This window comes from Chitinimonas naiadis, assembly GCF_054780835.1.
In genome coordinates this window covers 547,281-571,091 of record NZ_BAAGVO010000007.1, presented here as the reverse complement: position 1 = coordinate 571,091, position 23,811 = coordinate 547,281, and the positions used below count along the sequence as shown (strand labels likewise).

At 60.0% G+C, this 23,811-nt stretch carries 25 protein-coding genes; 24 read left to right on the top strand and 1 reads right to left on the bottom strand.

Translation table 11 applies throughout. From position 1 onward, the window contains the following. Nucleotides 1–150 precede the first annotated feature (150 nt). The 24 genes from ACYVHK_RS22890 (at nucleotide 151) to ACYVHK_RS22775 (ending at nucleotide 22,802) form a co-directional block, all read left to right on the top strand. Nucleotides 151–861, top strand: coding sequence for an MlaE family ABC transporter permease (locus tag ACYVHK_RS22890; RefSeq protein ID WP_460536990.1), 711 nt, complete (start codon nucleotides 151–153; stop codon nucleotides 859–861). Beyond that, the gene (locus ACYVHK_RS22885; protein ID WP_460536988.1) at nucleotides 858–1,424 is read left to right on the top strand and encodes a P-loop NTPase family protein; all 567 of its coding nucleotides are present in this window, start codon (nucleotides 858–860) and stop codon (nucleotides 1,422–1,424) included. The genes ACYVHK_RS22890 and ACYVHK_RS22885 overlap by 4 nt, the downstream gene beginning before the upstream one ends. Next, nucleotides 1,405–2,361, top strand: a complete 957-nt coding sequence (locus tag ACYVHK_RS22880; protein ID WP_460536985.1) for an MlaD family protein — start codon at nucleotides 1,405–1,407, stop codon at nucleotides 2,359–2,361. Before ACYVHK_RS22885 ends, ACYVHK_RS22880 begins: the two co-directional genes overlap by 20 nt. After that, nucleotides 2,358–3,140: a hypothetical protein gene (locus ACYVHK_RS22875; protein ID WP_460536983.1), complete on the top strand. Its 783-nt coding sequence runs from the start codon at nucleotides 2,358–2,360 to the stop codon at nucleotides 3,138–3,140. Before ACYVHK_RS22880 ends, ACYVHK_RS22875 begins: the two co-directional genes overlap by 4 nt. Nucleotides 3,141–3,389: 249 nt before the next feature. After that, nucleotides 3,390–4,112: a small ribosomal subunit protein uS2 gene (gene rpsB / locus ACYVHK_RS22870; protein WP_460536979.1), complete on the top strand. Its 723-nt coding sequence runs from the start codon at nucleotides 3,390–3,392 to the stop codon at nucleotides 4,110–4,112. A gap of 90 nt (nucleotides 4,113–4,202) precedes the next feature. Then, nucleotides 4,203–5,075, top strand: a complete 873-nt coding sequence (gene tsf, locus ACYVHK_RS22865; protein WP_460536977.1) for a translation elongation factor Ts — start codon at nucleotides 4,203–4,205, stop codon at nucleotides 5,073–5,075. 137 nt (nucleotides 5,076–5,212) lie between these two features. Then, nucleotides 5,213–5,932, top strand: a complete 720-nt coding sequence (pyrH, locus tag ACYVHK_RS22860) for a uridine monophosphate kinase (protein WP_460536975.1) — start codon at nucleotides 5,213–5,215, stop codon at nucleotides 5,930–5,932. Nucleotides 5,933–6,164: 232 nt separating this feature from the next. After that, the gene (frr, locus tag ACYVHK_RS22855) at nucleotides 6,165–6,722 is read left to right on the top strand and encodes a ribosome-recycling factor (RefSeq protein WP_460536973.1); all 558 of its coding nucleotides are present in this window, start codon (nucleotides 6,165–6,167) and stop codon (nucleotides 6,720–6,722) included. Nucleotides 6,723–6,807: 85 nt separating this feature from the next. Beyond that, complete coding sequence (gene uppS / locus ACYVHK_RS22850) at nucleotides 6,808–7,497, top strand: polyprenyl diphosphate synthase (RefSeq protein WP_460537098.1); 690 nt, start codon at nucleotides 6,808–6,810, stop codon at nucleotides 7,495–7,497. Next, on the top strand, nucleotides 7,491–8,309 hold the full coding sequence (locus ACYVHK_RS22845) for a phosphatidate cytidylyltransferase (RefSeq protein ID WP_460536971.1): 819 nt from the start codon (nucleotides 7,491–7,493) through the stop codon (nucleotides 8,307–8,309). Before uppS ends, ACYVHK_RS22845 begins: the two co-directional genes overlap by 7 nt. A 5-nt stretch (nucleotides 8,310–8,314) precedes the next feature. Next, nucleotides 8,315–9,508 (top strand): 1-deoxy-D-xylulose-5-phosphate reductoisomerase, encoded by a 1,194-nt coding sequence (ispC, locus tag ACYVHK_RS22840; RefSeq protein ID WP_460536968.1) that lies wholly within the window; start codon nucleotides 8,315–8,317, stop codon nucleotides 9,506–9,508. Between the two features lie 26 nt (nucleotides 9,509–9,534). Beyond that, a complete protein-coding gene (gene rseP / locus ACYVHK_RS22835; protein WP_460536965.1) occupies nucleotides 9,535–10,881 on the top strand; it encodes an RIP metalloprotease RseP in 1,347 nt (448 codons plus the stop codon). Nucleotides 10,882–10,958: 77 nt separating this feature from the next. Beyond that, the gene (gene bamA, locus ACYVHK_RS22830) at nucleotides 10,959–13,271 is read left to right on the top strand and encodes an outer membrane protein assembly factor BamA (protein WP_460536962.1); all 2,313 of its coding nucleotides are present in this window, start codon (nucleotides 10,959–10,961) and stop codon (nucleotides 13,269–13,271) included. Between the two features lie 86 nt (nucleotides 13,272–13,357). Continuing rightward, the gene (locus ACYVHK_RS22825; RefSeq protein ID WP_460536960.1) at nucleotides 13,358–13,849 is read left to right on the top strand and encodes an OmpH/Skp family outer membrane protein; all 492 of its coding nucleotides are present in this window, start codon (nucleotides 13,358–13,360) and stop codon (nucleotides 13,847–13,849) included. Between the two features lie 9 nt (nucleotides 13,850–13,858). Continuing rightward, nucleotides 13,859–14,902, top strand: a complete 1,044-nt coding sequence (gene lpxD, locus ACYVHK_RS22820) for a UDP-3-O-(3-hydroxymyristoyl)glucosamine N-acyltransferase (protein ID WP_460536958.1) — start codon at nucleotides 13,859–13,861, stop codon at nucleotides 14,900–14,902. Further along, on the top strand, nucleotides 14,899–15,381 hold the full coding sequence (gene fabZ / locus ACYVHK_RS22815; protein WP_460536956.1) for a 3-hydroxyacyl-ACP dehydratase FabZ: 483 nt from the start codon (nucleotides 14,899–14,901) through the stop codon (nucleotides 15,379–15,381). The genes lpxD and fabZ overlap by 4 nt, the downstream gene beginning before the upstream one ends. A 9-nt stretch (nucleotides 15,382–15,390) precedes the next feature. Beyond that, nucleotides 15,391–16,167, top strand: a complete 777-nt coding sequence (gene lpxA / locus ACYVHK_RS22810; protein WP_460536954.1) for an acyl-ACP--UDP-N-acetylglucosamine O-acyltransferase — start codon at nucleotides 15,391–15,393, stop codon at nucleotides 16,165–16,167. A gap of 13 nt (nucleotides 16,168–16,180) precedes the next feature. Beyond that, nucleotides 16,181–17,353: a lipid-A-disaccharide synthase gene (gene lpxB / locus ACYVHK_RS22805; protein WP_460536952.1), complete on the top strand. Its 1,173-nt coding sequence runs from the start codon at nucleotides 16,181–16,183 to the stop codon at nucleotides 17,351–17,353. Nucleotides 17,354–17,355: 2 nt separating this feature from the next. Beyond that, nucleotides 17,356–17,937: a ribonuclease HII gene (gene rnhB / locus ACYVHK_RS22800; RefSeq protein WP_460537096.1), complete on the top strand. Its 582-nt coding sequence runs from the start codon at nucleotides 17,356–17,358 to the stop codon at nucleotides 17,935–17,937. Between the two features lie 113 nt (nucleotides 17,938–18,050). Further along, nucleotides 18,051–18,905: a flagellar motor stator protein MotA gene (gene motA / locus ACYVHK_RS22795; RefSeq protein WP_460536949.1), complete on the top strand. Its 855-nt coding sequence runs from the start codon at nucleotides 18,051–18,053 to the stop codon at nucleotides 18,903–18,905. Between the two features lie 23 nt (nucleotides 18,906–18,928). Beyond that, a complete protein-coding gene (gene motB, locus ACYVHK_RS22790) occupies nucleotides 18,929–19,825 on the top strand; it encodes a flagellar motor protein MotB (protein ID WP_460536947.1) in 897 nt (298 codons plus the stop codon). Further along, nucleotides 19,822–20,547 carry a class I SAM-dependent methyltransferase gene (locus ACYVHK_RS22785; RefSeq protein ID WP_460536945.1) on the top strand — a complete coding sequence of 242 codons (726 nt, stop codon included), beginning with the start codon at nucleotides 19,822–19,824 and terminating at the stop codon, nucleotides 20,545–20,547. Before motB ends, ACYVHK_RS22785 begins: the two co-directional genes overlap by 4 nt. Beyond that, nucleotides 20,532–21,953, top strand: a complete 1,422-nt coding sequence (locus tag ACYVHK_RS22780; RefSeq protein ID WP_460536943.1) for a hypothetical protein — start codon at nucleotides 20,532–20,534, stop codon at nucleotides 21,951–21,953. Before ACYVHK_RS22785 ends, ACYVHK_RS22780 begins: the two co-directional genes overlap by 16 nt. A 75-nt stretch (nucleotides 21,954–22,028) precedes the next feature. Then, a complete protein-coding gene (locus ACYVHK_RS22775; RefSeq protein WP_460536941.1) occupies nucleotides 22,029–22,802 on the top strand; it encodes a TrmH family RNA methyltransferase in 774 nt (257 codons plus the stop codon). Here ACYVHK_RS22775 and ACYVHK_RS22770 read toward each other — a convergent pair. After that, on the bottom strand, nucleotides 22,782–23,699 hold the full coding sequence (locus ACYVHK_RS22770) for a DMT family transporter (RefSeq protein WP_460536939.1): 918 nt from the start codon (nucleotides 23,697–23,699) through the stop codon (nucleotides 22,782–22,784). The genes ACYVHK_RS22775 and ACYVHK_RS22770 overlap by 21 nt on opposite strands. Nucleotides 23,700–23,811 lie beyond the last annotated feature (112 nt).

Below are 23,811 nucleotides of genomic sequence, written 5' to 3'. Positions count from 1 at the left end.
GGTTCCTTATGCAATGTTACTGGATCGAAATCAGACATGACCGCACTGAGCGGCCACAATTGGGCGATAGTATAAGTCCGACCTCATGAAGGAATTAAATTGATTGTTTCAATACAGCTGATAGCCAGGCAAGCGGGAGGTGGCTGAACAATGAACGGCCTGCTTCTGTTCTGGAAGGCCATGGGCACAGCGACCTCCCTGCGGCGCTGGCCGGTACAGCGCGTACTGATGAAGCAATTGTACTTTTGTGGCATCGAGGCGCTGCCCCTGCTGCTGTTCATCGGCGCGGCCGTTGGCGGTATCGTCGTCGCCCAATTGCACTACCAGATAGGTCAGAGCGGGGAGGGCAGCCTGCGGATACTGGCCTCCATTACCTTCACGGAGCTGGCTCCCCTGCTGACTGCCATCCTGCTCACCGCACGCTCCAGCTCAGCCATGGCGAGCGAGCTTGCCATGATGCGTTATAGCGGAGAGCTCACCGCCATGAGCCGGATGGGCATCGATATATACGGCTATCTGGTCCTGCCAAGAATCGTGAGCATGCTGCTGGCCACGACCATACTGACCTTCTATTTCGCGGCCGTGGCATTGCTGACCGGTGCGGTGGGCGTGGCAGGCTTTGGCTGGCTGAACGAGTTGAGCCGCTTGCCGCTGGCTCTGCCGGTATCCGCCCTGCTGACCTGTCTTTGCAAGAGTGCGGTATTTGGTGCCGCCATCGCCGCCGTCGCCTGCGGGCGCGGCCTGGCGGGCGGGCGCAGTGCTACGGACGTTCCCATCGCGGCTTCCAGCGCCGTGATCCGGGCTCTGCTGACTGTCTTTGCTCTGGATCTTGTCTTTATCCTGCTGAGCCAATACCTATGACCACCGTCGACGCCGCAGCCGAGTTGGGACAACTTGCACTGGAGTCAGGAACGCGTCACTGGTTGGCGATCGACGGCCACAAGCGCGACGCCTGCTTTGAATATGTTTCTTCCTCTCGGCATGGCCCTGCCGGCTGGCTGCCCGGTGAGGGCGGTCTTATCGCCAACTTGCGTGTCTGGGAAAATTGCCTGCTACCCTTGAGCTACTACGGCAAACCGCCCGACCCGCAGGATGAGATCCGTTTCGGGCAACTACTGAACCAGCTGGGAATCCCTGAGGACGAACAGCAAGGCTTTGCCGGTGCGCCGGCCAGCAGCCTGACCGGGCGTCAGCGACGTCTGGCCTGCGCCTTGCGCACTCTGATGACACGTCCGTCGCTGATCCTGGCCGAGGGGGAATGGCTGGCACGCCTTGACCAGGACGATACACGGCGATTGATCACGGCCTTTGCCGCCGAATGCCCCGACGCCGCCTGGCTGGTGCTCGGAGGCAGCGAGCCCGCTGCCGAATGGGGCTGCATTGATGCACACACAGGAACCACTGATGGCCTTGCTACGCGATAACGACCCCCGCTTCCGCGCGCTCCCCTGGAAACTGGCTTTCTTCGCCGTGACAGCGTTGCTCAGTGCTGCGTTCGTGGTGGCCTTCTTTGCCTGGCGACAAGGATATTTCGAAGCCAAGACGCCACTGAGTTTCATCAGTGACAACGGCAATGACCTGAAGGTCGGCATGGCCGTCAAGTTTTCCGGTTTCAAGATCGGCGAGGTCAAGGATCTGAAACTGGACGACCGCGGACGGGTTCGTATCGGGGTCATGGTCGAGGATCGTCATTTGAAGTGGGTCAAGGCGGATTCGGTAGGACGCGTCGCCAAGGATGGACTGATCGGTGACGGTTATATCGATGTCGGCCTTGGCAGCATGCAGCTGCCTCCCGTCGGCCGCGACGCTGAGCTGGAGTTTGTCCCCGCCAAGAGCCTGGACGAGATTCTGCGCGAGGTCCGGGATCGTGCAATGCCGGTGATCAACGAAGTGGAATCCATGATCAAGCGGGTCAACGATCCACAAGGGGACCTGCATCAGACCCTATCCAACTTGCGTACCGTCTCTGCCGGACTCAACGACACGCGTGCCCGGCTTGATGCCGTACTCGACAACGTCAACCGACTGACGGCCAAGGACGTCCCAGCGACGCTCGCCACCACGCGGGAAGCACTGCAGCGAGCAGAATCCTCGCTGAAGCAGGTGGAAGAGCGCCTGCCCGGCCTTTTGGACAAGACCGACAGGACACTCGGCAACCTGGAAGCCGCCACCGACAGCTCGCGCAAACTGATAGAACAGATATCGCCGGACACTGCGGCATTGGTGCATGAAGGTCGTAACCTGGCGCAGAAAGGTAACCAGACAGTGGATGCGGTGACGGGCGCATGGCCGCTGAACAAGTTAATCACCCCGCCGATCAGCTCGCCCCCGAGAAGCGACAGCCAGGGGAGCAAGCCATGAAGCAGACACTCGCAACCTTGCTGCTTGTCCTTTTGACCGCCTGCGCCAGCTCGCCCATCCAGCCGGCAGCAAGAAAGCAGGCGACAGCCAGCATGCACGCTGCAGCACAAGCGAGCGCAGACGGCAACTGGCGGGCCGCCACGGTAATGTGGCAGGAAGCCGCACAGCGGCAAAAGGCGCTGGATGATTGGCCGCAAGCGGGGCAGGCCTTGCTCGGCTATGCGCAGGCCATGGCCAGACAGGGCAGGCCGCTGGAGGCAAGCGCCGCACTGCAGGATGCCCTGACGGTACCGTTCTATCCATCCACGATCAAGGTCGAGGTGCTTTACCAGCTCGCATTGCTTGAAGCGGAAGATATGCGCTGGGGACCAGCGCTTGCCTTTCTGGACCAAGCTGCCCCCTTGATCGAAAGCAATAGTGCGCTGCTGTCCGCCGCACTGAATCTGCGCGCACGCGCCGCCTGGCAGGAACAGGACTGGTCGCGAACCCGCGCCTTGACCACCCAGGCATTGTCTGTCGCCGCCATTGAGCCTGCCGAACGCGCAAATGCCTTGCGCCTGCAGGGACGGGCCGCCGCTCGCATGGCGGATTGGCCCGCGGCGGAGCAGGCATTGAACGCCGCACTGGAACTGGATCGTCAACTAGCTCGCAGCCAGGGCCTGGTTGCCGATCTGCGCGCCCAAGCTGAAATGGCGCGCCTGCGTGGCACGCCGGATGCTGCGGCGCTGGAACTCAGGGCGAAATCCATCTGCGAGGCCGCCAAACTAGGTAGCTGCTGACCCAGCCAGACGGGAAAAGGGCGCCGCGAAGGGGCAAGACACGGCCTGCACGAGAGCCAAAGCCACTTGATGCTTGAGAAAAGTGGCCTCTTGTGCCTATAATCGCCGGCTTCCCAAATTCGGGAAGTGAATCTACCCGCTTACGCAAGCCAGGGTGCATCAGTCCAGACGAGCTGTTTTACGGTTTTAGTTGAGACGATGTGTCGGTCGTAAGCGGAAGACCTTAACCCTCGCATTGGAGTTACCACTATGTCCGTCAGCATGCGTGAAATGCTGGAAGCCGGCGTCCACTTCGGCCACCAAACCCGCTACTGGAACCCGAAGATGGCACCGTACATCTTCGGCCATCGCAACAAGATTCACATCGTCAACCTGGAAAAGACCCTTCCGCTGTTCGAGAACGCACTGGCTTACGTGCGTCGTCTGACCGCCAACAAGGGCTCGATCCTGTTCGTCGGCACCAAGCGCCAAGCTCGTGAAATCGTTCGTGAAGAAGCCCTGCGTGCAGGCGCTCCGTTCGTTGATCACCGCTGGCTCGGCGGCATGCTGACCAACTACAAGACGGTCAAGCAATCCATCAAGCGCCTGAACGAACTGCAAACGACCCTGGCTGATGCCAACAACGGTCTGTCCAAGAAAGAACTGCTGCTGTTGACCCGCGAAGTCGAAAAGCTCGAAACCTCGCTGGGCGGCATCAAGGACATGAACGGCCTGCCGGACGCGATCTTCGTGATCGACGTTGGCTACCAGAAGGGTGCCATTGTTGAAGCCCAGAAGCTTGGCATCCCCGTCATTGGCGTGGTCGATACCAACAACTCGCCGGAAGGCATTGATTACGTGATCCCGGGTAACGATGACTCGGCTCGCGCAATCCGTCTGTACGCCCGTGGCGTAGCTGATGCAATCCTCGAAGGCCGCGCCCTGGCCATCCAGGAAATCATCGCTGCCGGCAGCGAAGCGCAAGCCGCTTAATCGCGCCGTCACATGATGCGAACAAAAAGGGGCGAGTAGCCCCTTTTTGTTAAGTCTTTACCGAATATTGAACGATCAAGGAGTACTGACATGGCGGAAATCACCGCAAAGATGGTTGGCGAGCTGCGCGAAATGACCGGCCTGGGCATGATGGACTGCAAGAAGGCCCTGGTTGAGAGCAATGGCGACCTGAAGGCTGCCGAAGAAGCCTTGCGCATCAAGAGCGGCAACAAGGCCTCCAAGGTTGCCGGCCGCACCGCCGCTGAAGGCACCGTGGCTGCATTCGTGAACGGCAAGGTTGGCGCCTTGGCTGAAATCAACTGCGAAACCGACTTCGTCGGCAAGGACGTTGGCTTCCTGGCCTTCGCCCAAGCTGCTGCCGAAGCCATCGTGACCGGCAACCCGGCCGACGTGGAAGCCCTGGGCAACGTCAAGACCGCCTCCGGCGAAACCGTCGAAGAACTGCGCAAGGCCATCATCGCCAAGCTGGGTGAGAACATCAACGTTCGCCGCTTCACCCGCTTCGAGACCGAAGGCCAGCTGGCAACCTACCTGCACGGCTCCAAGATCGGCGTGGTCGTTGACTACACCGGTGGCAACGAGACCATGGGCAAGGATATTGCCATGCACATCGCCGCCAGCAAGCCGAAGTCGCTGGATGCATCGGGCGTTGACGCCGAGCTGATCGAAACCGAGCGTCGCGTTGCCATTGAGCGCGCCAAGGAAGCCGGCAAGCCGGAAGCCATGCTGGAAAAGATCGCCGAAGGTACCGTGCAGAAGTTCCTGAAGGACGTTACGCTGCTGAGCCAGCCGTTCGTGAAGGACGACAAGCAGACCATCGAACAACTGCTGAAGGCCAACAACGCCAGCGTGAAGGCATTCACCATGTACATCGTTGGTGAAGGCATCGAGAAGAAGGTTGTCGACTTCGCCGCTGAAGTTGCCGCCGCTGCAAAGGTTTAAGCTGTACCAGTAATACGAGACAACCGTCCGGGGTGACCCGGGCGGTTGTTTTTGCAAGTAGCACCCGGATTTGCAGAACTTTTCCGGGATGTACTGCTACAAAGAAGCGATTTCCCCCAAACATATAAGGTGAGCCCATGAGCCAGTCCCCCATCTACAAACGCATACTCCTCAAACTTTCGGGTGAAGCGCTGATGGGCGAGGACAGTTACGGGATCAACCGGGTCACGGTCGAACGCATTGTTGCCGAGATCAAGGAAGTGGCCCAGCTGGGCATCCAGGTCGCCGTCGTAATCGGCGGTGGCAATATCTTCCGCGGCGTTGCACCTGCCGCCGCAGGCATGGATCGCGCCACGGCCGACTACATGGGCATGCTGGCCACCGTCATGAACGCCATGGCAATCCAGGACGCCATGCGCCAGCAAGGCCTGGTCAGCCGCGTACAGTCCGCGCTCACCATCCAGCAAGTCGCCGAACCCTATATCCGCCCCAAGGCCATCCAGTACCTGGAAGAAGGCAAGGTCGTGATCTTTGGCGCCGGCACCGGCAACCCGTTTTTCACTACCGATACCGCTGCCGCCTTGCGTGGCATGGAAATGAACGCCGACATCGTCCTCAAGGCCACCAAGGTGGATGGGGTCTACACCGATGATCCCAAGAAGAACCCTGACGCCGTGCGTTATTCTGCACTGACCTTCGACGAAGCCATCAGCAAGAACCTGAAGGTCATGGATGCCACCGCGCTGGCACTTTGCCGTGACCAGAACATGAACATTCGTGTATTCAGCATCTTCAAGGCTGGCGCCCTGAAGCGCGTGGTACTCGGCGAAGATGAAGGTACGCTGGTACACTGCTGACAAGTCACAGCCCTGATGTTCGCATCAGGGTCGCGTGCCAGGCAAACCGGCAGCTATCGCCGGGACCGAAAGGGGCCAGGTGCTGCGCTTGCCTACCGGCAAAGGGCCTACGGTGAATACTCCCCGGAGGCCTGGAGTTGAAGATATTTCGGCGCGGACGGTGGTTACGTCCGCGTTTTCAATATGTAGGTCGGAATAAAGACCGGCCACACTGCCAGACACAGGAGCGAACATGATCGCTGACGTAAAGAAGAACACCGAACTCAAGATGCAGAAGTCGGTGGAAAACCTCAAGAACAACCTGGCCAAGGTTCGTACCGGTCGTGCTCATACCGGCCTGCTCGATCACATCACGGTCGACTACTACGGCAACCCGACACCGATCAATCAGGTTGCCAGCGTGTCGCTGATGGATGCTCGCACCCTGTCCGTCTCGCCTTTCGAGAAAAAGCTGGGCGCAGCGATCGAGAAAGCCATCCGTGACTCCGATCTCGGCCTGAACCCTGCCAGCATGGGCGACGTGGTACGCGTGCCGATGCCAGCGCTGACCGAAGAGCGTCGCAAGGACCTGATCAAGGTGGTACGTGGCGAGGCGGAAGATAGCCGCGTTGCGGTACGCAACCTGCGTCGCGATGGCAACGAACAGCTGAAGAAGGCCGTCAAGGACAAGCTGATCTCGGAAGATGACGAGCGTCGTGGTACCGATGACATGCAGAAGCTGACCGACAAATACATTTCTGAGATCGACAAGCAGCTTGCCGATAAGGAAAAAGAGCTGCTGACGGTTTAAGGCGAACCGCAACGTGGCCCTGTTCAAAAGCTCCACCCAGGAAGTCCCAACGGTCGCCGACGTCCCATGCCACATTGCCATCATCATGGATGGCAATGGGCGTTGGGCCAAACAGCGTTTCCTGCCACGCGTCGCAGGTCACAAGCAGGGGGTTGAAACAGTACGGGAGGCGGTCAAGGCCTGCTCGGAACTGGGTGTCAGCTACCTGACCCTGTTCGCATTCTCCAGCGAGAACTGGCGTCGACCTGCCGAGGAAGTCTCCTTCCTGATGGGGCTGTTTCTCGCCGCGCTGGAGCGGGAAGTAGCCAAACTGGACAAGAACGGCATCCGACTGCGCCTGATCGGGCGGCGTGACCGGTTTGCGCCAGAGATCGTGCGCTCCATCGAGGCGGCGGAAGCACGCACGGCAGCCAACACGGGGCTGACCCTGACGATCGCTGCCGACTACGGTGGACGCTGGGACATCATGCATGCGACCCAGGCCATGCTAAAGGCCAGGCCGGAACTAGCGCAGGCAGGTTTCGACGAAGCCGATCTCGAGCCATTCCTGTCCATGGCCTACGCGCCAGAGCCAGACCTGTTCATCCGGACTGGCGGCGAGGGCCGAGTATCAAACTTCCTGCTCTGGCAACTGGCGTACACCGAGCTGTACTTTACCGATGCGTTCTGGCCGGATTTCAACCGGACCGCACTGGAGGCCGCCATTGCCTCCTATCGTCACCGCGAGCGCCGTTTTGGTCGTACCAGCGAGCAGCTCAAGGGTACCCCATGCTGAAAACCCGCATACTTACTGCCTTGGCTTTGCTGCCCCTGGTTCTGGGCAGCCTGTTCCTGGCCCCTCCGCTGGGTTGGGGTCTGTTCGCCTGCTTCGCGCTCAGCCTGGGCGCCTGGGAATGGACACGCCTGGCACGCTTCGACCGTACCGAGACCGTGTTGTTCGTCCTGAGCTTTGCGGCAATGGGCCTAGCGTGGCTGCTGTTGCCGCTGGCGCGCACCTGGGGCGTATTTCTGGATGTGCTGGCCCTGCCGTTCTGGCTGATCGTCATCCCGCTGTGGCTCAGCCGCAAATGGACGCTGAAGTACAAGTGGCTATCGGCTCTCGTCGGCTGGCTGCTGCTATTGGCAGCGCTCGCAGGCGTCAGCCGGTTCCGGGAGCTGCCGGGTGGTGCGTGGGCGCTGTTGTCGGTGCTTGCCATTGCCTGGGTGGCGGACATTGCCGCGTACTTTGCCGGCCGAGCCTTTGGCAAGAAGAAACTGGCCCCCAGCATCAGTCCCGGCAAGAGCTGGGAAGGTGTCTATGGCGCGCTGGTAGCCGTGGCCATCTACGCCGTTGTCCTGCATGAACTGGGTGCGCCGTTGTACGCGACGTTGCCGATCTGGCTGTTACTGCCGCTGGCCTGGGCACTGACCGGTGTCAGTGTCATCGGCGACCTGTTTGAGTCGTTGCTCAAGCGTCAGGCCGGCATCAAGGACAGCAGCGCCCTGTTGCCCGGTCATGGTGGCATACTGGATCGCGTGGACAGCCTGCTGGCATTGATACCGGTAGCCAGCGCCCTGCTGTTCGGCTATACGAGACTCCCGGTCTGACCGACATGTCGCATACACCGCAAAACATTACCGTACTGGGCTCGACGGGCAGCATCGGCGTCAACACACTGGACGTCATTGCCCGCCACCCCGACAAGTACCGGGTCACGGCGCTGAGCGCACACGCCCAGATCGACAAACTGGTTCAGCAATGCCTGCTGCATCAACCGCGCTACGCCGTACTGGCAGAACCTGAACGGCTGCCCGAACTGCGTGAAAAACTCCTGGCAGCCGGACTACCTCATATAGAGGCACTCGCCGGCATGGCCGCGCTCGAACAGATCGCCAGCCTGCCGGAAGTCGATGCCGTCATGGCCGCCATCGTCGGCGCCACCGGCATGCAGCCTACGCTGGCGGCCGCCAAGGCGGGCAAGCGGGTGCTGCTGGCCAACAAGGAAACACTGGTCATGGCAGGCCAGCTGTTCATGGATGCCGCTCGTGAGGGAGGCGCTACGCTGCTTCCCATCGATAGCGAGCACAATGCCATCTACCAATGCCTGCCGCACCCATTTGACGACCGGGCAGGGCAGGGGGTCCGGCGCATCTTGTTGACCGCCTCCGGCGGACCCTTTCGCTGCTTCTCTGCCGAGCAGCTGCAACAAGTCACGCCCGAGCAAGCCGTCAAGCATCCCAACTGGAGCATGGGGCGCAAGATTTCCGTGGATTCCGCCAGCCTGATGAACAAGGGCCTGGAGGTGATCGAGGCGCGCTGGCTGTTCGACCTGTACCCGGACCGCATCTCGGTAGTCGTTCATCCGCAAAGCGTCATCCACTCCATGGTGGAATATGTCGACGGTTCCGTCCTTGCCCAATTGGGCAACCCGGACATGCGCACACCGATCGCCTACGGCCTTGCCTGGCCGGAACGCATCGATGCCGGCGTCACACCGCTGGATCTGTTCCAGATCGCCCGGCTCGACTTCGAACAGCCCGATCTGGAGCGTTTCCCCTGTCTTGATCTGGCGTTTGAATCGCTACGCATCGGGGGTGCGGCGCCTGCCGTACTGAATGCGGCCAACGAGATCGCGGTTGCCGCTTTTCTGGATGGCAAGCTGAGCTTTACCGCCATCCCGAGCCTGAATGCGGCAACCATGCATGCGGTCGCCCATGACTTTGATGCCGACTCGCTCGACAGCCTGATCGCCGCCGATAACGCGGCTCGCCGCTTTGCCCAAGCGTGGTTGCACCAGCAGCATTGAACGGCTGACGCAGCCCGGAGAACAGCATGTCCATCCTGATTACCCTGGCCGCCTTCGCTGTTGCTATTGGCGTGCTGGTATCCATCCATGAATATGGTCACTACTGGGTCGCCAAGCGCTGTGGCGTGAAAGTGCTGACTTTTTCCATCGGGTTTGGCAAACCCTTGCTGACCTGGCAGCGCGGCGAAGTCCAGTGGCAACTGGCTGCCATTCCGTTGGGTGGCTACGTCAAGATGCTGGATGAGCGGGAAGGGCCGGTTGCTGCTGCAGAGCTGGATCGTGCCTTCAACCGCCAGTCGCCGCTCAAGCGCATGACCATTGTCATTGCGGGCCCCTTGGCCAACTTCCTGCTGGCCATTCTGGTCTACTGGGCCATCTTCATGAATGGCGTGCAGGTTATTACGCCGCGCATCGCGAGTGTCACGCCAGGCTCGCTGGCCATGCAGGCCGGCTTTCTGCCCGGTGACGAACTGCTGACTATCAATGGCGACAAGCTGGAAAGCTGGGCTGACGTGCAACTGGCGCTGGTAGACAAGGCATCCGCTCGCGCGGAGGCCGTCTTCCAGGTCAAGCCGCAAAGCGGTGCGGAGCAAACGCGACGCCTGGATTTCAGCCATATCGACAAGGAAGCGGTGGACGGCAATATCGCCGGACATATCGGCCTCTATATCGTCACCTATTCGGCCCGCGAGCTCACCCCGAACAGCCCGGCAACACGAAGCGGCATGAAGGTTGGCGACCAACCCCTGTCGGTCGAAGGCAAGCCTACGCGCGACTGGCAAAGCTTCGCATTGGCGGTACGCAACCGGCCCGGCATGCCGACACAGATTGATGTGTTGCGTGATGGCCGTACGCAACACCTGCAGATCACCCCCGATGTGATCGAGGAAAAAGGCCAGCGCTTTGGTCGCATCGGCGCCAGCGGCGGACCGGATGTCGATGCGCTGAACCGCTTGCGCCAGGATGTGAGCTACGGCCCGTTGAATGCCATGGGCAAGGCGCTGAAGCAAACCTGGAGCACCTCGGCACTTTCTTTGCGTATGTTGTGGCGCATGGTCACCGGCAATGTATCCTACAAGCAGTTGTCCGGCCCGGTCGCCATTGCCGATTATGCAGGGCAGAGTGCTCAGCTCGGGCTACGCGCCTATCTGGAATTTCTCTGTTTGATCAGTATCAGCCTGGGTGTGCTCAACCTGCTGCCGGTGCCGGTGCTGGATGGCGGACATTTGATGTATTATTCCGCCGAACTTTTGCGGGGCCGACCCGTGTCGGAGCGCGCCATGGAACTAGGTCAGCGCGTGGGCGTCGGACTCCTCGCTGCGTTGATGATCGTGGCACTCTTCAACGATATTACGCGCTTGGTGGGTAGCTAGTTTCCGGAAGGAATTTCGGCTGCCCAAACTTCATTCAACGGTGGTGCGGACTCAGGTTCGCTTCGCCAGACCCGTTTATGAAACCGACCTCGATCTCGCTCGCCCTTTTGGCCGCATTCGGCCTGACAATTCCCGCTTACGCTTTCGAACCCTTTGTCATCAAGGAGATTCGCGTCGAAGGCATCCAGCGTACTGAAGCCGGTACGGTCTTCAACTATCTGCCAGTGAAGGTTGGCGACCGCGTCGACGACGAAAAGGCCGCAGCAGCGGTCAAGGCCCTGTTCGCCACGGGCTTCTATAGCGACGTGCGGCTGGAATCGGACAAGGGTGTGCTGGTGGTCTCGCTGGACGAGCGCCCCATCATTGCCAACATCCAGATCGACGGCGCCAAGGAATTCGAATCCGATCAGCTGCTCAAGGCCTTGCGCGAGAATGGCCTGGCTGAGAGCCGGACATTTGACCAGGCCATGCTCGGCGCAGCCGAGCAGGAACTGAAGAAGCAGTACTACAGCCGCGGTAAGTACTCGGTCCAGGTCAAGACCAGCGTCACCCGGCTAGAGCGCAACCGGGTCGGCATCGCGTTCGACATCTCCGAAGGCCTGGTCGCGACGATCAAGCAGATCAACCTGGTCGGCAACGAGAAATACCCCGAGAAAGAGCTGAAAGAATACTTCCAGCTCAACACCGGTGGCTGGCTCAGCTGGTTCAGCAAGAGCAACCAATACTCCAAGCCCAAGCTGCAGGCGGACATCGAGGCCCTGCGCTCGTTCTATCTCGATAACGGCTATCTGGAATTCAACATCGATTCCCAGCAGGTCGCACTGTCGGACGACAAGAAGGACATGTTCCTGACCGTGAATCTCACGGAAGGCCAGCAGTACAAGGTCACCAGCATCAAGTTCGCCGGCGACCTGATCGTACCGGAAGAAGAGCTGCAGAAGCTGGTCGAGATCAAGCCGGGCGAGGTTTTCTCGCGCGCCAAGATCAATGCCGCCACAAGCCGGATTTCCGATCGGCTGGCTGACGAGGGCTATGCCTTCGCCAACGTCAACGCCGTGCCGGAAGTCAACAAGGACAAGTTCGAAGCGGCTTTCACCTTCTACGTCGATCCGGGCCGCAAGACCTACGTACGCCGCGTGAACATCAGCGGTAACACACGTACCCGCGATGAAGTCATCCGTCGCGAACTGCGCCAGCTGGAAGCAGCGCCGTACGCTGGCTGGAAGATCAAGCGCTCCAAGGAGCGTCTCGATGTGCTGGGCTACTTCACCGAAGTCAACATCGACACGCCGCTGGTCGCAGACAGCACCGATCAGGTGGACGTCAACGTCACGGTCACCGAACGCCAGACCGGTAACATCCAGGTCGGCGCAGGTTACTCGCAGTCGGACGGCATGGTGTTGTCGGGCTCGATCGCCCAGTCGAACATCTTCGGTAGCGGTAACTACCTCAAGCTGGAAGTGAACACCAGTTCGAGCTCCAAGGTCTACGCCCTGTCGTTTACCAACCCGTACGCAACGCCGGATGGCGTAGCGCGTGGTTTCGACATCTACAAGCGTCGCTACGAACCGAGCAATACTTCCATTGGTCTTTACTCGAACGACACGATTGGTGGCGGCCTGCGCTGGTCCGTCCCGGTCAGCGAATACGACGCCATCAACCTGGGCCTGTCCGGTGAGCGCTCAAGGCTGACGGTCTACTCCAGCAGCCCTCAGCAGTACATCGACTTCGTCAACAAGTACGGCGAAAAGAACCTGACCTGGCTGGGTACCATAGGCTGGGCGCGGGATACTCGCGACAGCGCCTTGTTCCCGACACGCGGCAAGCTGCTCACCATCAACGGTGAAGCTGGCCTGCCTGGTGGCGATATCAAGTACTACAAGCTGACCGCCCAGCAGCAGTGGTTCTACCCGATCGACAAGCGCTTCACCTTCCTCTGGAACATGGAAGCCGGTTACGGTGGTGGCTACGGCGGACAGAAACTGCCGTTCTATTCCAACTTCTTCGCCGGCGGCGTGAACTCGGTACGCGGTTACGAGACATCCAGCCTTGGCCCACGCTCTACCGTGGTCAACACCGATGGCACCACCAGCACGACCAGTGACATCACCGGTGGTAATCGTCGCTTCGTCAACAATTTCGAATTGTTGTTGCCGGTGCCGGGCATGAAGCTCGACAAGTCGGTCCGGCTGTCGGCCTTTATCGATGGCGGTACGGTGTGGGGTGAGGGCGAAAAGGTCAAGTTTGGCGACCTGCGCTACTCCACCGGCATCTCCTTCAGTTGGCTGGCACCGGTTGGTCCGATGAAATTCAGCTATGCCAAGCCGCTGAATGCCAAGGAAGGTGATAAGTTGGAACGCTTCCAGTTTTCCCTGGGCCAGATATTCTGATATCACTTGTTCCGGTATCGCCCAAGGCTAGCGTAGTAACAAATAGGTCCCGGCGTGTTTGAAGCAAAAGTTGCGAGGTAGTGATCGTGAAACGCATTGTTAGTCTGATAGTCGCCGCGGGCCTGATGGCCCCGGCCATGGCACAGGACATCAAGGTCGGGTTCGTCAATCTCGACCGCATCCTGCGTGAATCCGGCCCGGCGGTTAAGGCCACCAAGAAGCTGGAGAAGGAATTTGCCATTCGGGAAGGCGACCTTAAGAAGCTGACCGATAGCGTACGTACCCGGCAGGCCGAGCTGGACAAGGGCGGCCTGACCATGCCCGAGACCGAGCGTCGCAACAAGGAGCGAGAGCTCGTCAAGTCCCAGCAGGACCTGGCCCGCTTGCAACGCGAATTCCGCGAAGATCTCAATACCCGCCGCAACGAAGAACTGTCGGGCATACAGGAACGCGTCTACAACACCATCCAGCAGATTGCTGCGGTGGAAAAGTACGACGCCATCCTGCAGGAAGCCGTCTATATCAATCCCAAGCTCGATATCACAGACAAGGTACTCAAATCCTTGGCTGACAAATAAGGGCTGGCAGTGACTTATCGTTTGTCCGATTTCACCGCCCGCCTGGGCGGTGATTTGATTGGCGAGGATGTTCTGATTCGCCAGGTTGCGACGCTGGAAGCCGCGCAAGCCGATGAGTTGGGCTTTCTGGCCAACCCGAAATATCGCAAGCAGTTGGCCGCCTCGTCCGCGGGCGCGGTCGTGGTCGGACCGGATGCACAGGACCTGACCGACAAGCCGCGCATCGTCGTCAAGAATCCTTACCTCTACTTTGCCCGTGTTTCCAGCCTGCTCAATCCGCCACGTCGCCCAGCAGCAGGTATCCATCCGTCCGCAGTCATCGCGGCGGATGCCCAGGTAGCCGCGAATGCCAGCATCGGCCCTTTCGTCACGATAGGCGCCAACGCGATCATCGGCAGCGACGTCGTTATCGAGGCGGGTTGCCGCATTGGTGCCGAAGTGGCGATCGGGGAGGGCGGTTGGCTGCATCCCAACGTGGTGGTGTACCACGACTGCCACATCGGCCGGCGTGTCACCATCCACAGCGGCGCAGTCATTGGCGCGGATGGCTTTGGCAATGCCTGGGACGGTGAGGGCTGGTACAAGATTCCGCAGATTGGCCGCGTACTGATCGGCGACGATGTCGAAATCGGCGCATCTACCACGGTGGATCGCGGCGCGCTGGGTGATACCGTGCTGGAAGACGGTGTGCGGCTGGATAACCAGATCCAGATCGGCCACAACGTGCATATTGGCAAGCATACCGCCATGGCCGGTTGTGTCGGCGTTGCTGGCAGCACCCGCATCGGTGCCTACTGCACTTTTGGCGGTAGTGCCATGATACTCGGTCACCTGGAAATCGCTGATCGGGCCAACATCATGGCCGGTACCTTGATCGGCAAATCCATACTCAAGGCTGGCACCTATGTCGGCCAGTATCCGGTGCAGTCTCACGAAGACTGGCTGGCGAATGCCTCGCACTTGCGTCGGCTGGATGCAATGGCGAAAAGATTGAAAGAACTGGAACGTAAAATCGGCCGGCAAGATGCCGATGAGGGAGAACCTACATCATGACCCAAGCACTCGAAACCATGGATATCCAGGGCATCCTGGAACACCTGCCACATCGTTTCCCCTTCCTGCTGATCGACCGCATCACCGAGCTGGAAGCCGGCAAGCGCATCGTTGCGCTCAAGAATGTCTCGTATAACGAGCCTTTCTTTGTCGGCCATTTCCCCAAGCATCCGGTCATGCCCGGCGTATTGATCATCGAAGCCATGGCGCAGGCCGCTGGCGTGCTCAGTTTCAAAAGTACCGGCGACAAGCCCAAGGATGGCTATCTCTACCTGTTTGCCGGCATCGACAATGCCCGCTTCAAGAACCAGGTTGTGCCCGGCGATCAGATCCTGATCGAGGTCACCATCGAGCGCCAGGTTCGCAACATCTACAAGTACAAGGCCGTAGCCCGCGTGGGTGAGTGCGTAGTGGCCGAGGCAGACCTGATGTGTGCCAAGGTAGCCACGAACCAGGCCACCGCCACCCCGTCCGCCTGAGGAATAGCCATGCCGTCCATCCATCCCAGCGCCGTGGTCCACCCCGGTGCAAAGCTTGCTGACGATGTGGAAATCGGCCCATTCAGCGTGATCGGCGAACATGTCCGGATCGGTGCCGGCACGCGTGTCGGCCCTCATTGTGTCATCGAGGGTCACACCACCATTGGTGCGAACAATGTATTTCATGGGTCGGCCTATATCGGCTGCGCGCCCCAGGACAAGAAATACCAGGGCGAGCCAACCCGGCTCACCATCGGCGACGGCAACAGCTTCTATCAGTTCGTGACCATTTCGACCGGTACCAGCCAGGACGAAGGCCTGACCAGTCTGGGTGACGATAACTGGATCATGGCCTACGTCCATATCGCCCATGACTGCCATATCGGCAGCCACACCATCCTGGCCAACAACGCCACGGTGGCAGGGCATGTCCATATCGGCGACTGGGTGTTCCTGGGTGGCTTTACCACCATTCACCAGTTCTGCAAGATTGGCGCGCACGCCATGACAGCGTTTACCGCCGCCGTTACGCAGGATGTACCGCCCTACGTCACCGCGGCAGGTAATCGCGCTGCGCCAGCAGGCATCAACAGCGAAGGCTTGCGTCGCCGTGGTTTTACCGCGCCGCAGATTACCGAGATCAAACGGGCTTACAAGCTGCTGTATCGGCAGGGGCTGAGCCTCGAGGAAGCCAGTGCCGAGATCACGGCCCGGGCGGCCGCACACCCGGAACTCCAGGCCTTTGTCGAATTCTTCCCGACCGCCTCCCGCGGTCTGATCCGCTAACAGGTCTCTGTCCATGCAGTCATTGTTTGACGGCCATGATGGCCCACGGATCGCTATCGTCGCGGGCGAATCTTCGGGCGACCTGCTGGGTGCCAGCCTGATCGATGCCATCAAGCGCCGTATACCCAATGCCCGCTTTGCGGGTATTGCCGGCCCCAAGATGCAGTCCAGTGGCGCCAAGAGTCTTTTCCCGATCGAGAAGCTCGCCGTTCGCGGCTACATCGAGGTACTCAAGCACCTGCGCGAATTGCTGGGCATCCGTGCCGATATCCGTCGTGCCTGCCTGGCGGAAAAGCCGGATCTGTTCATCGGCATCGATGCGCCTGATTTCAATCTGGGCCTGGAGCGCAAGCTCAAGGATGCTGGCATCCCTACCATTCATTACGTCAGCCCCTCGATCTGGGCCTGGCGCGGTGAGCGCATTCTCAAGATCAAGGCGGCCACGAACGAGGTGCTGTGCCTCTTCCCGTTCGAGAAACCGCTCTACGATGCGGTCGGCGCACGCGCGACCTACGTTGGCCACCCGCTGGCCGATGAAATGCCGGTGACCGTCAATCGCGCAGAAGTCAGGGAAACGCTAGGGTTGTCGGAGAAGGCGCTGGTATTTGCCATGTTGCCGGGCAGCCGTGTCAGTGAAGTGGAATTCCATGCCGAGCTGTTTATCGAGACAGCCCGGCAATTGCATGAGCGTTACCCTCACGCCCAGTTTCTGGTGCCACTGGTAACGCGCGAGACGCGCGACCTGTTCGACACTGCCCGCTACAAGCACAAGGCGCTGGACCTGCCGCTGCGCCTGATGTTTGGCCATGCACAGGAAGCCATGCAGGCGGCAGATGCCATCCTGGTTGCTTCCGGTACCGCAACGCTGGAAGCGATGCTGACCAAGCAACCGATGGTCATCACCTACCGGATGACCGATACCACCTACAAGCTGGTCAAGAAGAAGCTACGCCTGCCTTATGTCGGCCTACCCAATGTACTGGCTGGTCGCTTCGTCGTTCCGGAGTTGTTGCAAGCAGACGCTACGTCCGCGAACCTCTCGCAGGCACTGAGCAACTGCATCGAGGACAAGCGCCTGGGGGAGGCTCTGCACGAGCTCTTTACCGCGCAGCATGAAAACCTCAGGCAGAACGCCGCGGAGCGCGCAGCCGATGCCGTGGTCGCCTATCTCCGGGGTCGGCATTGAGACTGGTCTGCGGCGTCGATGAGGCGGGCAGGGGGCCCTTGGCGGGGTCCGTGTTCGCCGCGGCCGTCATACTTGGAGACGACCATGGCATTGTCGGCCTGGCGGACTCGAAGGTATTGAAGGCGGAGCGTCGTGAAGCGCTATCTGACCTGATCAAGGCACAATCCCTGGCCTGGTCGATTGCCTATGCCACGGTCGCAGAAATCGACAAGCTGAACATACTGCAGGCCACCATGCTGGCGATGCGGCGTGCCGTCGAGGGCCTGGCTCGACAACCACACGAAGCCCTGATCGATGGCAATCGCGTACCGACCGGGCTCTCCTGCCAGGGACGCGCCATCGTACGAGGTGATGCCTCGGAGCCTGCGATTTCCGCCGCCTCCATCCTGGCGAAGGTGGCAAGGGATGCGGAACTGCTTGAGCTGGACAAAATACATCCAGGCTACGGCTTTGCCATACACAAGGGATATCCAACGCCTGCACACCTTGCTGCGTTGTCTGAATTGGGGCCATGCAGGGCACATCGCCAGAGTTTTGGCCCGGTAAAAGCACTATTGACTGCTCGTCAAAGCAGCTTCTGGTAAGGTTTGACGCAGGTTGAGTTTGTCATTCACCCCGCTCCACAACTAATATCCAACCGTTGCGCAGATTAATTGCGCGCCAACCGGCCTGATAGCGCCACTGGGAGCAGTTTTCGATGTTCGTCGTCATTGGCTACATCTTCATGTCCCTCTGTATTTTTGGTGCCTATGCCGCTCACGGTGGTGAACTGCATGTTCTTTGGCAACCTTCAGAGATTGTCATTATTTTCGGCGGTGGCCTGGGCGCAATGATCGTTGCCTATGGTTCGTCGCTAAAGGGCATCCTGAAAGCGGCGCCGGGCGTTTTCACAGGCAGTCCCTATGGCAAGACTTTCTACATGGACTTATTCGCCTTGATGTTTGAGGTGTTATCCAAAGTCCGTAAAGAAGGCTTGATGTCCATTGAAGGCGATGTGGAAAATCCCGATGCCAGCCCGCTATTTTCCAAATACGCGAGTATTGCCAAGGACCATCACGTCGTTGAGTTCATTTGCGATTATTTGCGCTTGATGGTCGGCGGCAACCTGAATGCCTTCGAGATCGAAAACCTGATGGATGTCGAAATCGAGACCCATCATCATGAATCCGAATTGCCTTCGCAGTTTTTTGCCAAACTGGCGGACGGTCTGCCTGCGTTCGGTATCGTCGCGGCGGTGATGGGCGTGGTACATACCATGGGCTCCCTGCATCTACCGCCTGCCGAGCTCGGCAAGCTGATCGGTGCGGCGCTGGTGGGTACCTTCATGGGTATCTTGCTGGCTTATGGCTTCGTCGGCCCGCTTGCGACCATTCTGGAGGGCAAGGCCAATGACAGCACCCGTGTATTCCAGACCATCAAGGTCACCTTGCTGGCCAGCCTGAACGGCTACGCTCCGCAGGTTGCGGTCGAATTTGGTCGCAAGGCCATGGAAGGCCACATCCGCCCATCCTTCCTCGAACTAGAGGAATATGTGAAGAACAAGAAGGGCTGATCGTCAGCTAGAGGAATGCAGCCATGAGCGACGATTCGCAACGGCCCATAGTCGTCAAGAAGATCAAAAAGGGCGGCCACGGCCATCACGGTGGCGCCTGGAAGATTGCCTATGCCGACTTCGTGACAGCCATGATGGCGTTCTTTCTCCTGATGTGGCTGCTGGGCTCGGCCACCAAGGGAGAATTGCGCGGTATCTCCGAATACTTCCAGAACCCCCTCAAGGTCGCCATGAGTGGCGGGTCGGGCGCCGGGGACTCCACCAGCGTGCTGCAGGGCGGGGGGCTGGATCTTTCCCGCAAGGCCGGCGCCTATCGACGCAGCCCGGAGCAAGGCGAGAGCCGCAAGCTCGAGGATCTGAAAAAGAAGCTCGAGGACGCCATCAAGAATACGGCGACGGGCAAGCTGGCGCAGTACAAGGACCAGATCCTGCTCGACATCACCCCTGAGGGCCTGCGGGTACAAATCATCGACCAGCAGAATCGCCCCATGTTCAAGAGCGGTAGCGCCCAGATGGAAAGCTACGCCGGAGATATTCTCAAGGAAATCTCGACCATCCTGAATGACGTGCCGAACCGGCTTTCGCTGTCCGGCCATACGGATGCGGCCGGTTTTTCGACAGGGGACAAGAGCTACAGCAACTGGGAACTTTCTGCAGACCGGGCCAATGCCTCCCGCCGCCAGTTGCTGACTGGTGGTATGGACGCGGGCAAGATACTGCGGGTCGTTGGCCTGGCCGATTCGGTCCCCTTCGATACCGAAAATCCGGCCAATCCAGTCAATCGACGTATCAGTATCATCGTACTGAACAAGGAAGCCGAGCAGAACATCATGAAGCTTGCCGGCAAGCAGCCTGGAGAGCCCGAGCAAGCCACGGATGCCGCCTCTGCCATTCAAGCCGGAGCAACCGGTAAACCGTGAGGCCAGCTCCCCAGGCACTCGCCATCCAGCTGGCGGCCACGGCAATTGTCTTGGGTATCGCCCGCTGGGCAGGCTGGTCTGGTGCAAGCTGGCTGCCATGCCAGATGATGCTGGCGCTCGCTTTGTCCATTCTGTCCCGGCAAGCCAGCTGGTGGTGGCTAATCCATCTGCTCTTTGCGCCCATGCTGGTGTTTTTTCTCTGGCTGGCGCTGCCGCCCTGGCTCTATCTGCTTGCCTTCGTGCTGAGCTGGCTGGTCTTCGGACGCATCGACCGCAGTCGCGTGCCGCTCTATCTCAGCAACCGCGCAGCAATGGACGCACTGAGCAAACTGGTCCCCGCGAAGGCCAGCCTGCTGGATGTCGGTGCCGGTACAGGCACCGTTCTTGCTCACCTAGGACGCAGGCAGGATATTCAGGTGAGTGGCGTGGAACACGCCTGGCTGCCCTGGCTGTTTGCCTGGCTCAGGTTGAAGCTGACGCAGAGCCCCGCCCGATTGATCCACGGGGACCTGATGTCACAGGATCTGGCGAACTATGATGTGGTCTATGCCTTCCTGTCGCCGGCAGCCATGCCGACGCTCTGGGAAAAAGTACGGAAGGAAATGCGCCCGGGAGGGCTGCTGATCAGTAACAGCTTCACGGTGCCGGACATGCCTGCCGACGAAGAATTCGAAATCAATGACTGGAAGGGCGGAAAGCTCTACTTATGGCGAATGCCTTGACTGCCGACCAACCCAAGGGTACCCGCACGGCAGACGACAAGCAGCAAGCCTGGCTGTCGTTCTGGGAGCGGCGCGCACTCCCCATCCTGCAATCGACCAAGGCGGCCCTGGCCGGACTATCGAAGCGGGTGGATACCACTCGGACCGACGAGATTGTAGAGCTGGTACTGCGTGACCCACTGCTGACTGCACACGCGCTTCGACATATCAACCAGCGCGACCGCGGCAGCCTGTCGACTGACGTCGTTGCGATCGAGAGCATCATCCTGCTGATGGGGGTGAATACTTTCGTCGAACAGTTTGGCCGTCTGCCCAGCATCGAATCCTTGCTGCTCCCCAAGCATCCGGCACATTATTTTGCCTTGCTGCGGGAAATCGCTTCCGCGCGGCTAGCGGCCAGACTGGCACGCGATTTTGGCAATATGCGCTACGACGCCAGGCTGGATGAGATCTACGTCACCGCCTTGCTCGGCAATCTGCCTCGCATGCTGCGCTACCTTGAAGTCGGACTGTCCGAACAGGCGCCCCCCGTGGACATGGACCAGGTCGCGCTTCCGCTGTTCGCCCGCTGGCACTTGCCTGAGGTCTTCAACACCTTGCTGGATGATAGTGGCGCCAGTAGCCAACGAGGCATGCTGCATCGATCTGCCTTGCGCCTGTCCGAACATCTTCAGCAAGGCTGGTGGCAAAAAGGCGTGGCCGACGATCTTCATCTCGCCGCCCATGCGCTGGGGTCAGAAGAAGCCGAAGTGTGGCAAGTCATCACCAATGCCCTGCTGCATTTCGCACGCAACGATTGGCCCTATGCGCAGATATTCCCTCCAGCGCGGTGGCTGGCCATGTTGCCCGGCGAATGGCCCCGCCCGAAGGCGGCCGTCACGGAGCCGGCAAAGCCGTCCTTGAGCGATATCCTGCGCGAACTGCAACGGGCAGGACAAAGCGGCGCCTCCTTCAACCAGATCATGGGTCTCGCCATTCGTGCCCAGGCCGAAGGCATCGGCTTCAAGCGCATCCTGTTCGGCCTGCTGATGCCGGGACACAACAGCCTGAAGACCCGGTACATTGTCGGCGCAGCCGAGGAGGATCCGTTACGCCAGCTGCAGGTAGAGCTCTCCACGCCGCATATCGTGACGCGGCTGATGCTCAAGCCGCAGTCCATCTGGCTCAACCAGACCAATCGCACCCAGTTCGAGGCTTTGTTGCCACGAAGCCTGAAGCTGGCCTCGGGTGGCAGTGATTTCCTGGCGATGTCCCTGTTCGTCGAGGATAAGCCGGTCGGCCTGTTTTACGCCGACAACCAGGGCGCGCCCTTGACCGAAGCCCAGTACGGCGCCTTTAAGCAGGTCTGCCTGATGACCGGCCAATCCCTGACGCGGCAGGCAAAGCGGCTCGATCTCGGTAGCTAGTTCCCCGTTATCAGGCCACCCGAGGGTGGCCGTTTCCGATCTACCGGCCCAGGCCGGCTTCAATAGCATTGCTCCATGGACCTGATTCAATCCCGCCAAAATCCCTTGATCAAAGCCTGCGCCAAGCTGGGTAGCCAACGCCGAGAGCGGTTGAAAACAGGGCAAACCCTGTTGGACGGCCCTCATTTGCTGGCGGCTGCGCTGGACGCCGGTTTACCGCCAGAGAAGGTATTGGTGGCGCAAAGCGCGCTGACGCGGCCGGAGATCAAGACACTGGTGGACCGGCTGCCACAAGCACCCACGTTGATCGACGATGCGCTCTTTGCGTCATTGACCGAACTGGAGTCCAGCAGCGGCATACTCGCCATCTGGCACTATCCCAAGGCGGCAACGCCTGCCACCAGTGGACTGATACTGGCCCTGGATGGCGTGCAGGACCCAGGCAATGTCGGCTCCATTCTTCGGACAGCGGCGGCGGCGGGGGTCGATCAGGTCTGGCTTAGCCCGGCGTGTGCCGACGCCTGGTCACCCAAGGTCATGCGGGCGGGAATGGGCGCGCACTTCCTGCTCCCCATACTCGAACGAGCAGATCTGCCCGTACTGCTGGCCGCTTTTTGCGGTCGCAAGGCCGTTACGGCCTTGCAGGGCAGCGTGTCGCTTTACGCCGCCGATCTGCACGGAGATCTGGCCCTGGTGATGGGAAGCGAAGGGAGTGGCGTCAGCACCGAGTTGCTGGCCTTGGCGGATCTGCGTCTGGCCATCCCCATGCGTGCGGGCCTCGAATCCCTGAATGTGGGTGCGGCGACGGCAATCTGTCTCTATGAATGTTTACGGCAGTCTGGCCGCTAACCGCGTCCAACCCAGGCGACGCAACCAGCCGCCGACATCCGCCAGCATGATGATATTGCCGACCACGGCACAGGCGATTCCCGTTACGGTCCAGATGCGCCAGGCAAAACCTTCAAACAATGCGGACAGCAGCAAGGCGACGATAGGCACCGCCACCGCGACATAACCTGATCGTGCCGCGCCAATACGTCCCAGCAAGGTCAGGTAGGCTGCAAAAGCCAACACCGAACCAAAGCCGGCCAGGTAGAGCAGGGATAACAGATAGGCCGGACGGCCATCCCAGACCAGCGATTGCCCGGTTGCCAGCGTGAATATCAATGCGGTTGCGCCGCCGACCAGCATGCCATAGCCGATACCCGGCAAAAGAGGCAGGGCATGGTTGCGGTTCCGCTGGGCAACCAGGTTACCCAGGGATGCCAGGAAGGCCGCGGCGAGACCGCAGCCTACGCCCAACCAGCTCGACGCATCACGCACGCCATTGAGCTCCGGCCAGAATACCAAGGCGATCCCGACAATACCGAGACCGGCCCCCAGCGCGGACTTACCGTCGATGGTCCGGCCAAAGGCCAATCGCATACCCAGCAGATTGATCACGACCATGCTGGAGTTGAGCACGGCCATCAGCCCCGAGGCGATATGCCGCTCAGCTTCATAGACCAGCATGTAGCTGATGCCAAACATCAAGACACCCTGCAGCGATGCCCAACCCGCCTCACGCAAACTCAGGCGCAGTCGTTCGCCGCGCATGGCGCACCAGGCGAGCATCAACACCCCTGCCAGCAAAAAACGGTAGGCCACTGAAGCACTGGCGGGCACTTGCCCATACTGAAAGGTAATGGCGAGCCAGGTCGAACCCCAGATAAGGGTCGCTATCGCATAGAGCAGGGTGTTGGGCATGAGCGGGTTCTTCCTTGTATAGAAGCACCATAGCGGAAGCCCCGCCTACAAGGCAGACACAGGCAGGTCGTTCAAGGTCCGACTGTCATGGCCGATATGGCAGCACACTTCA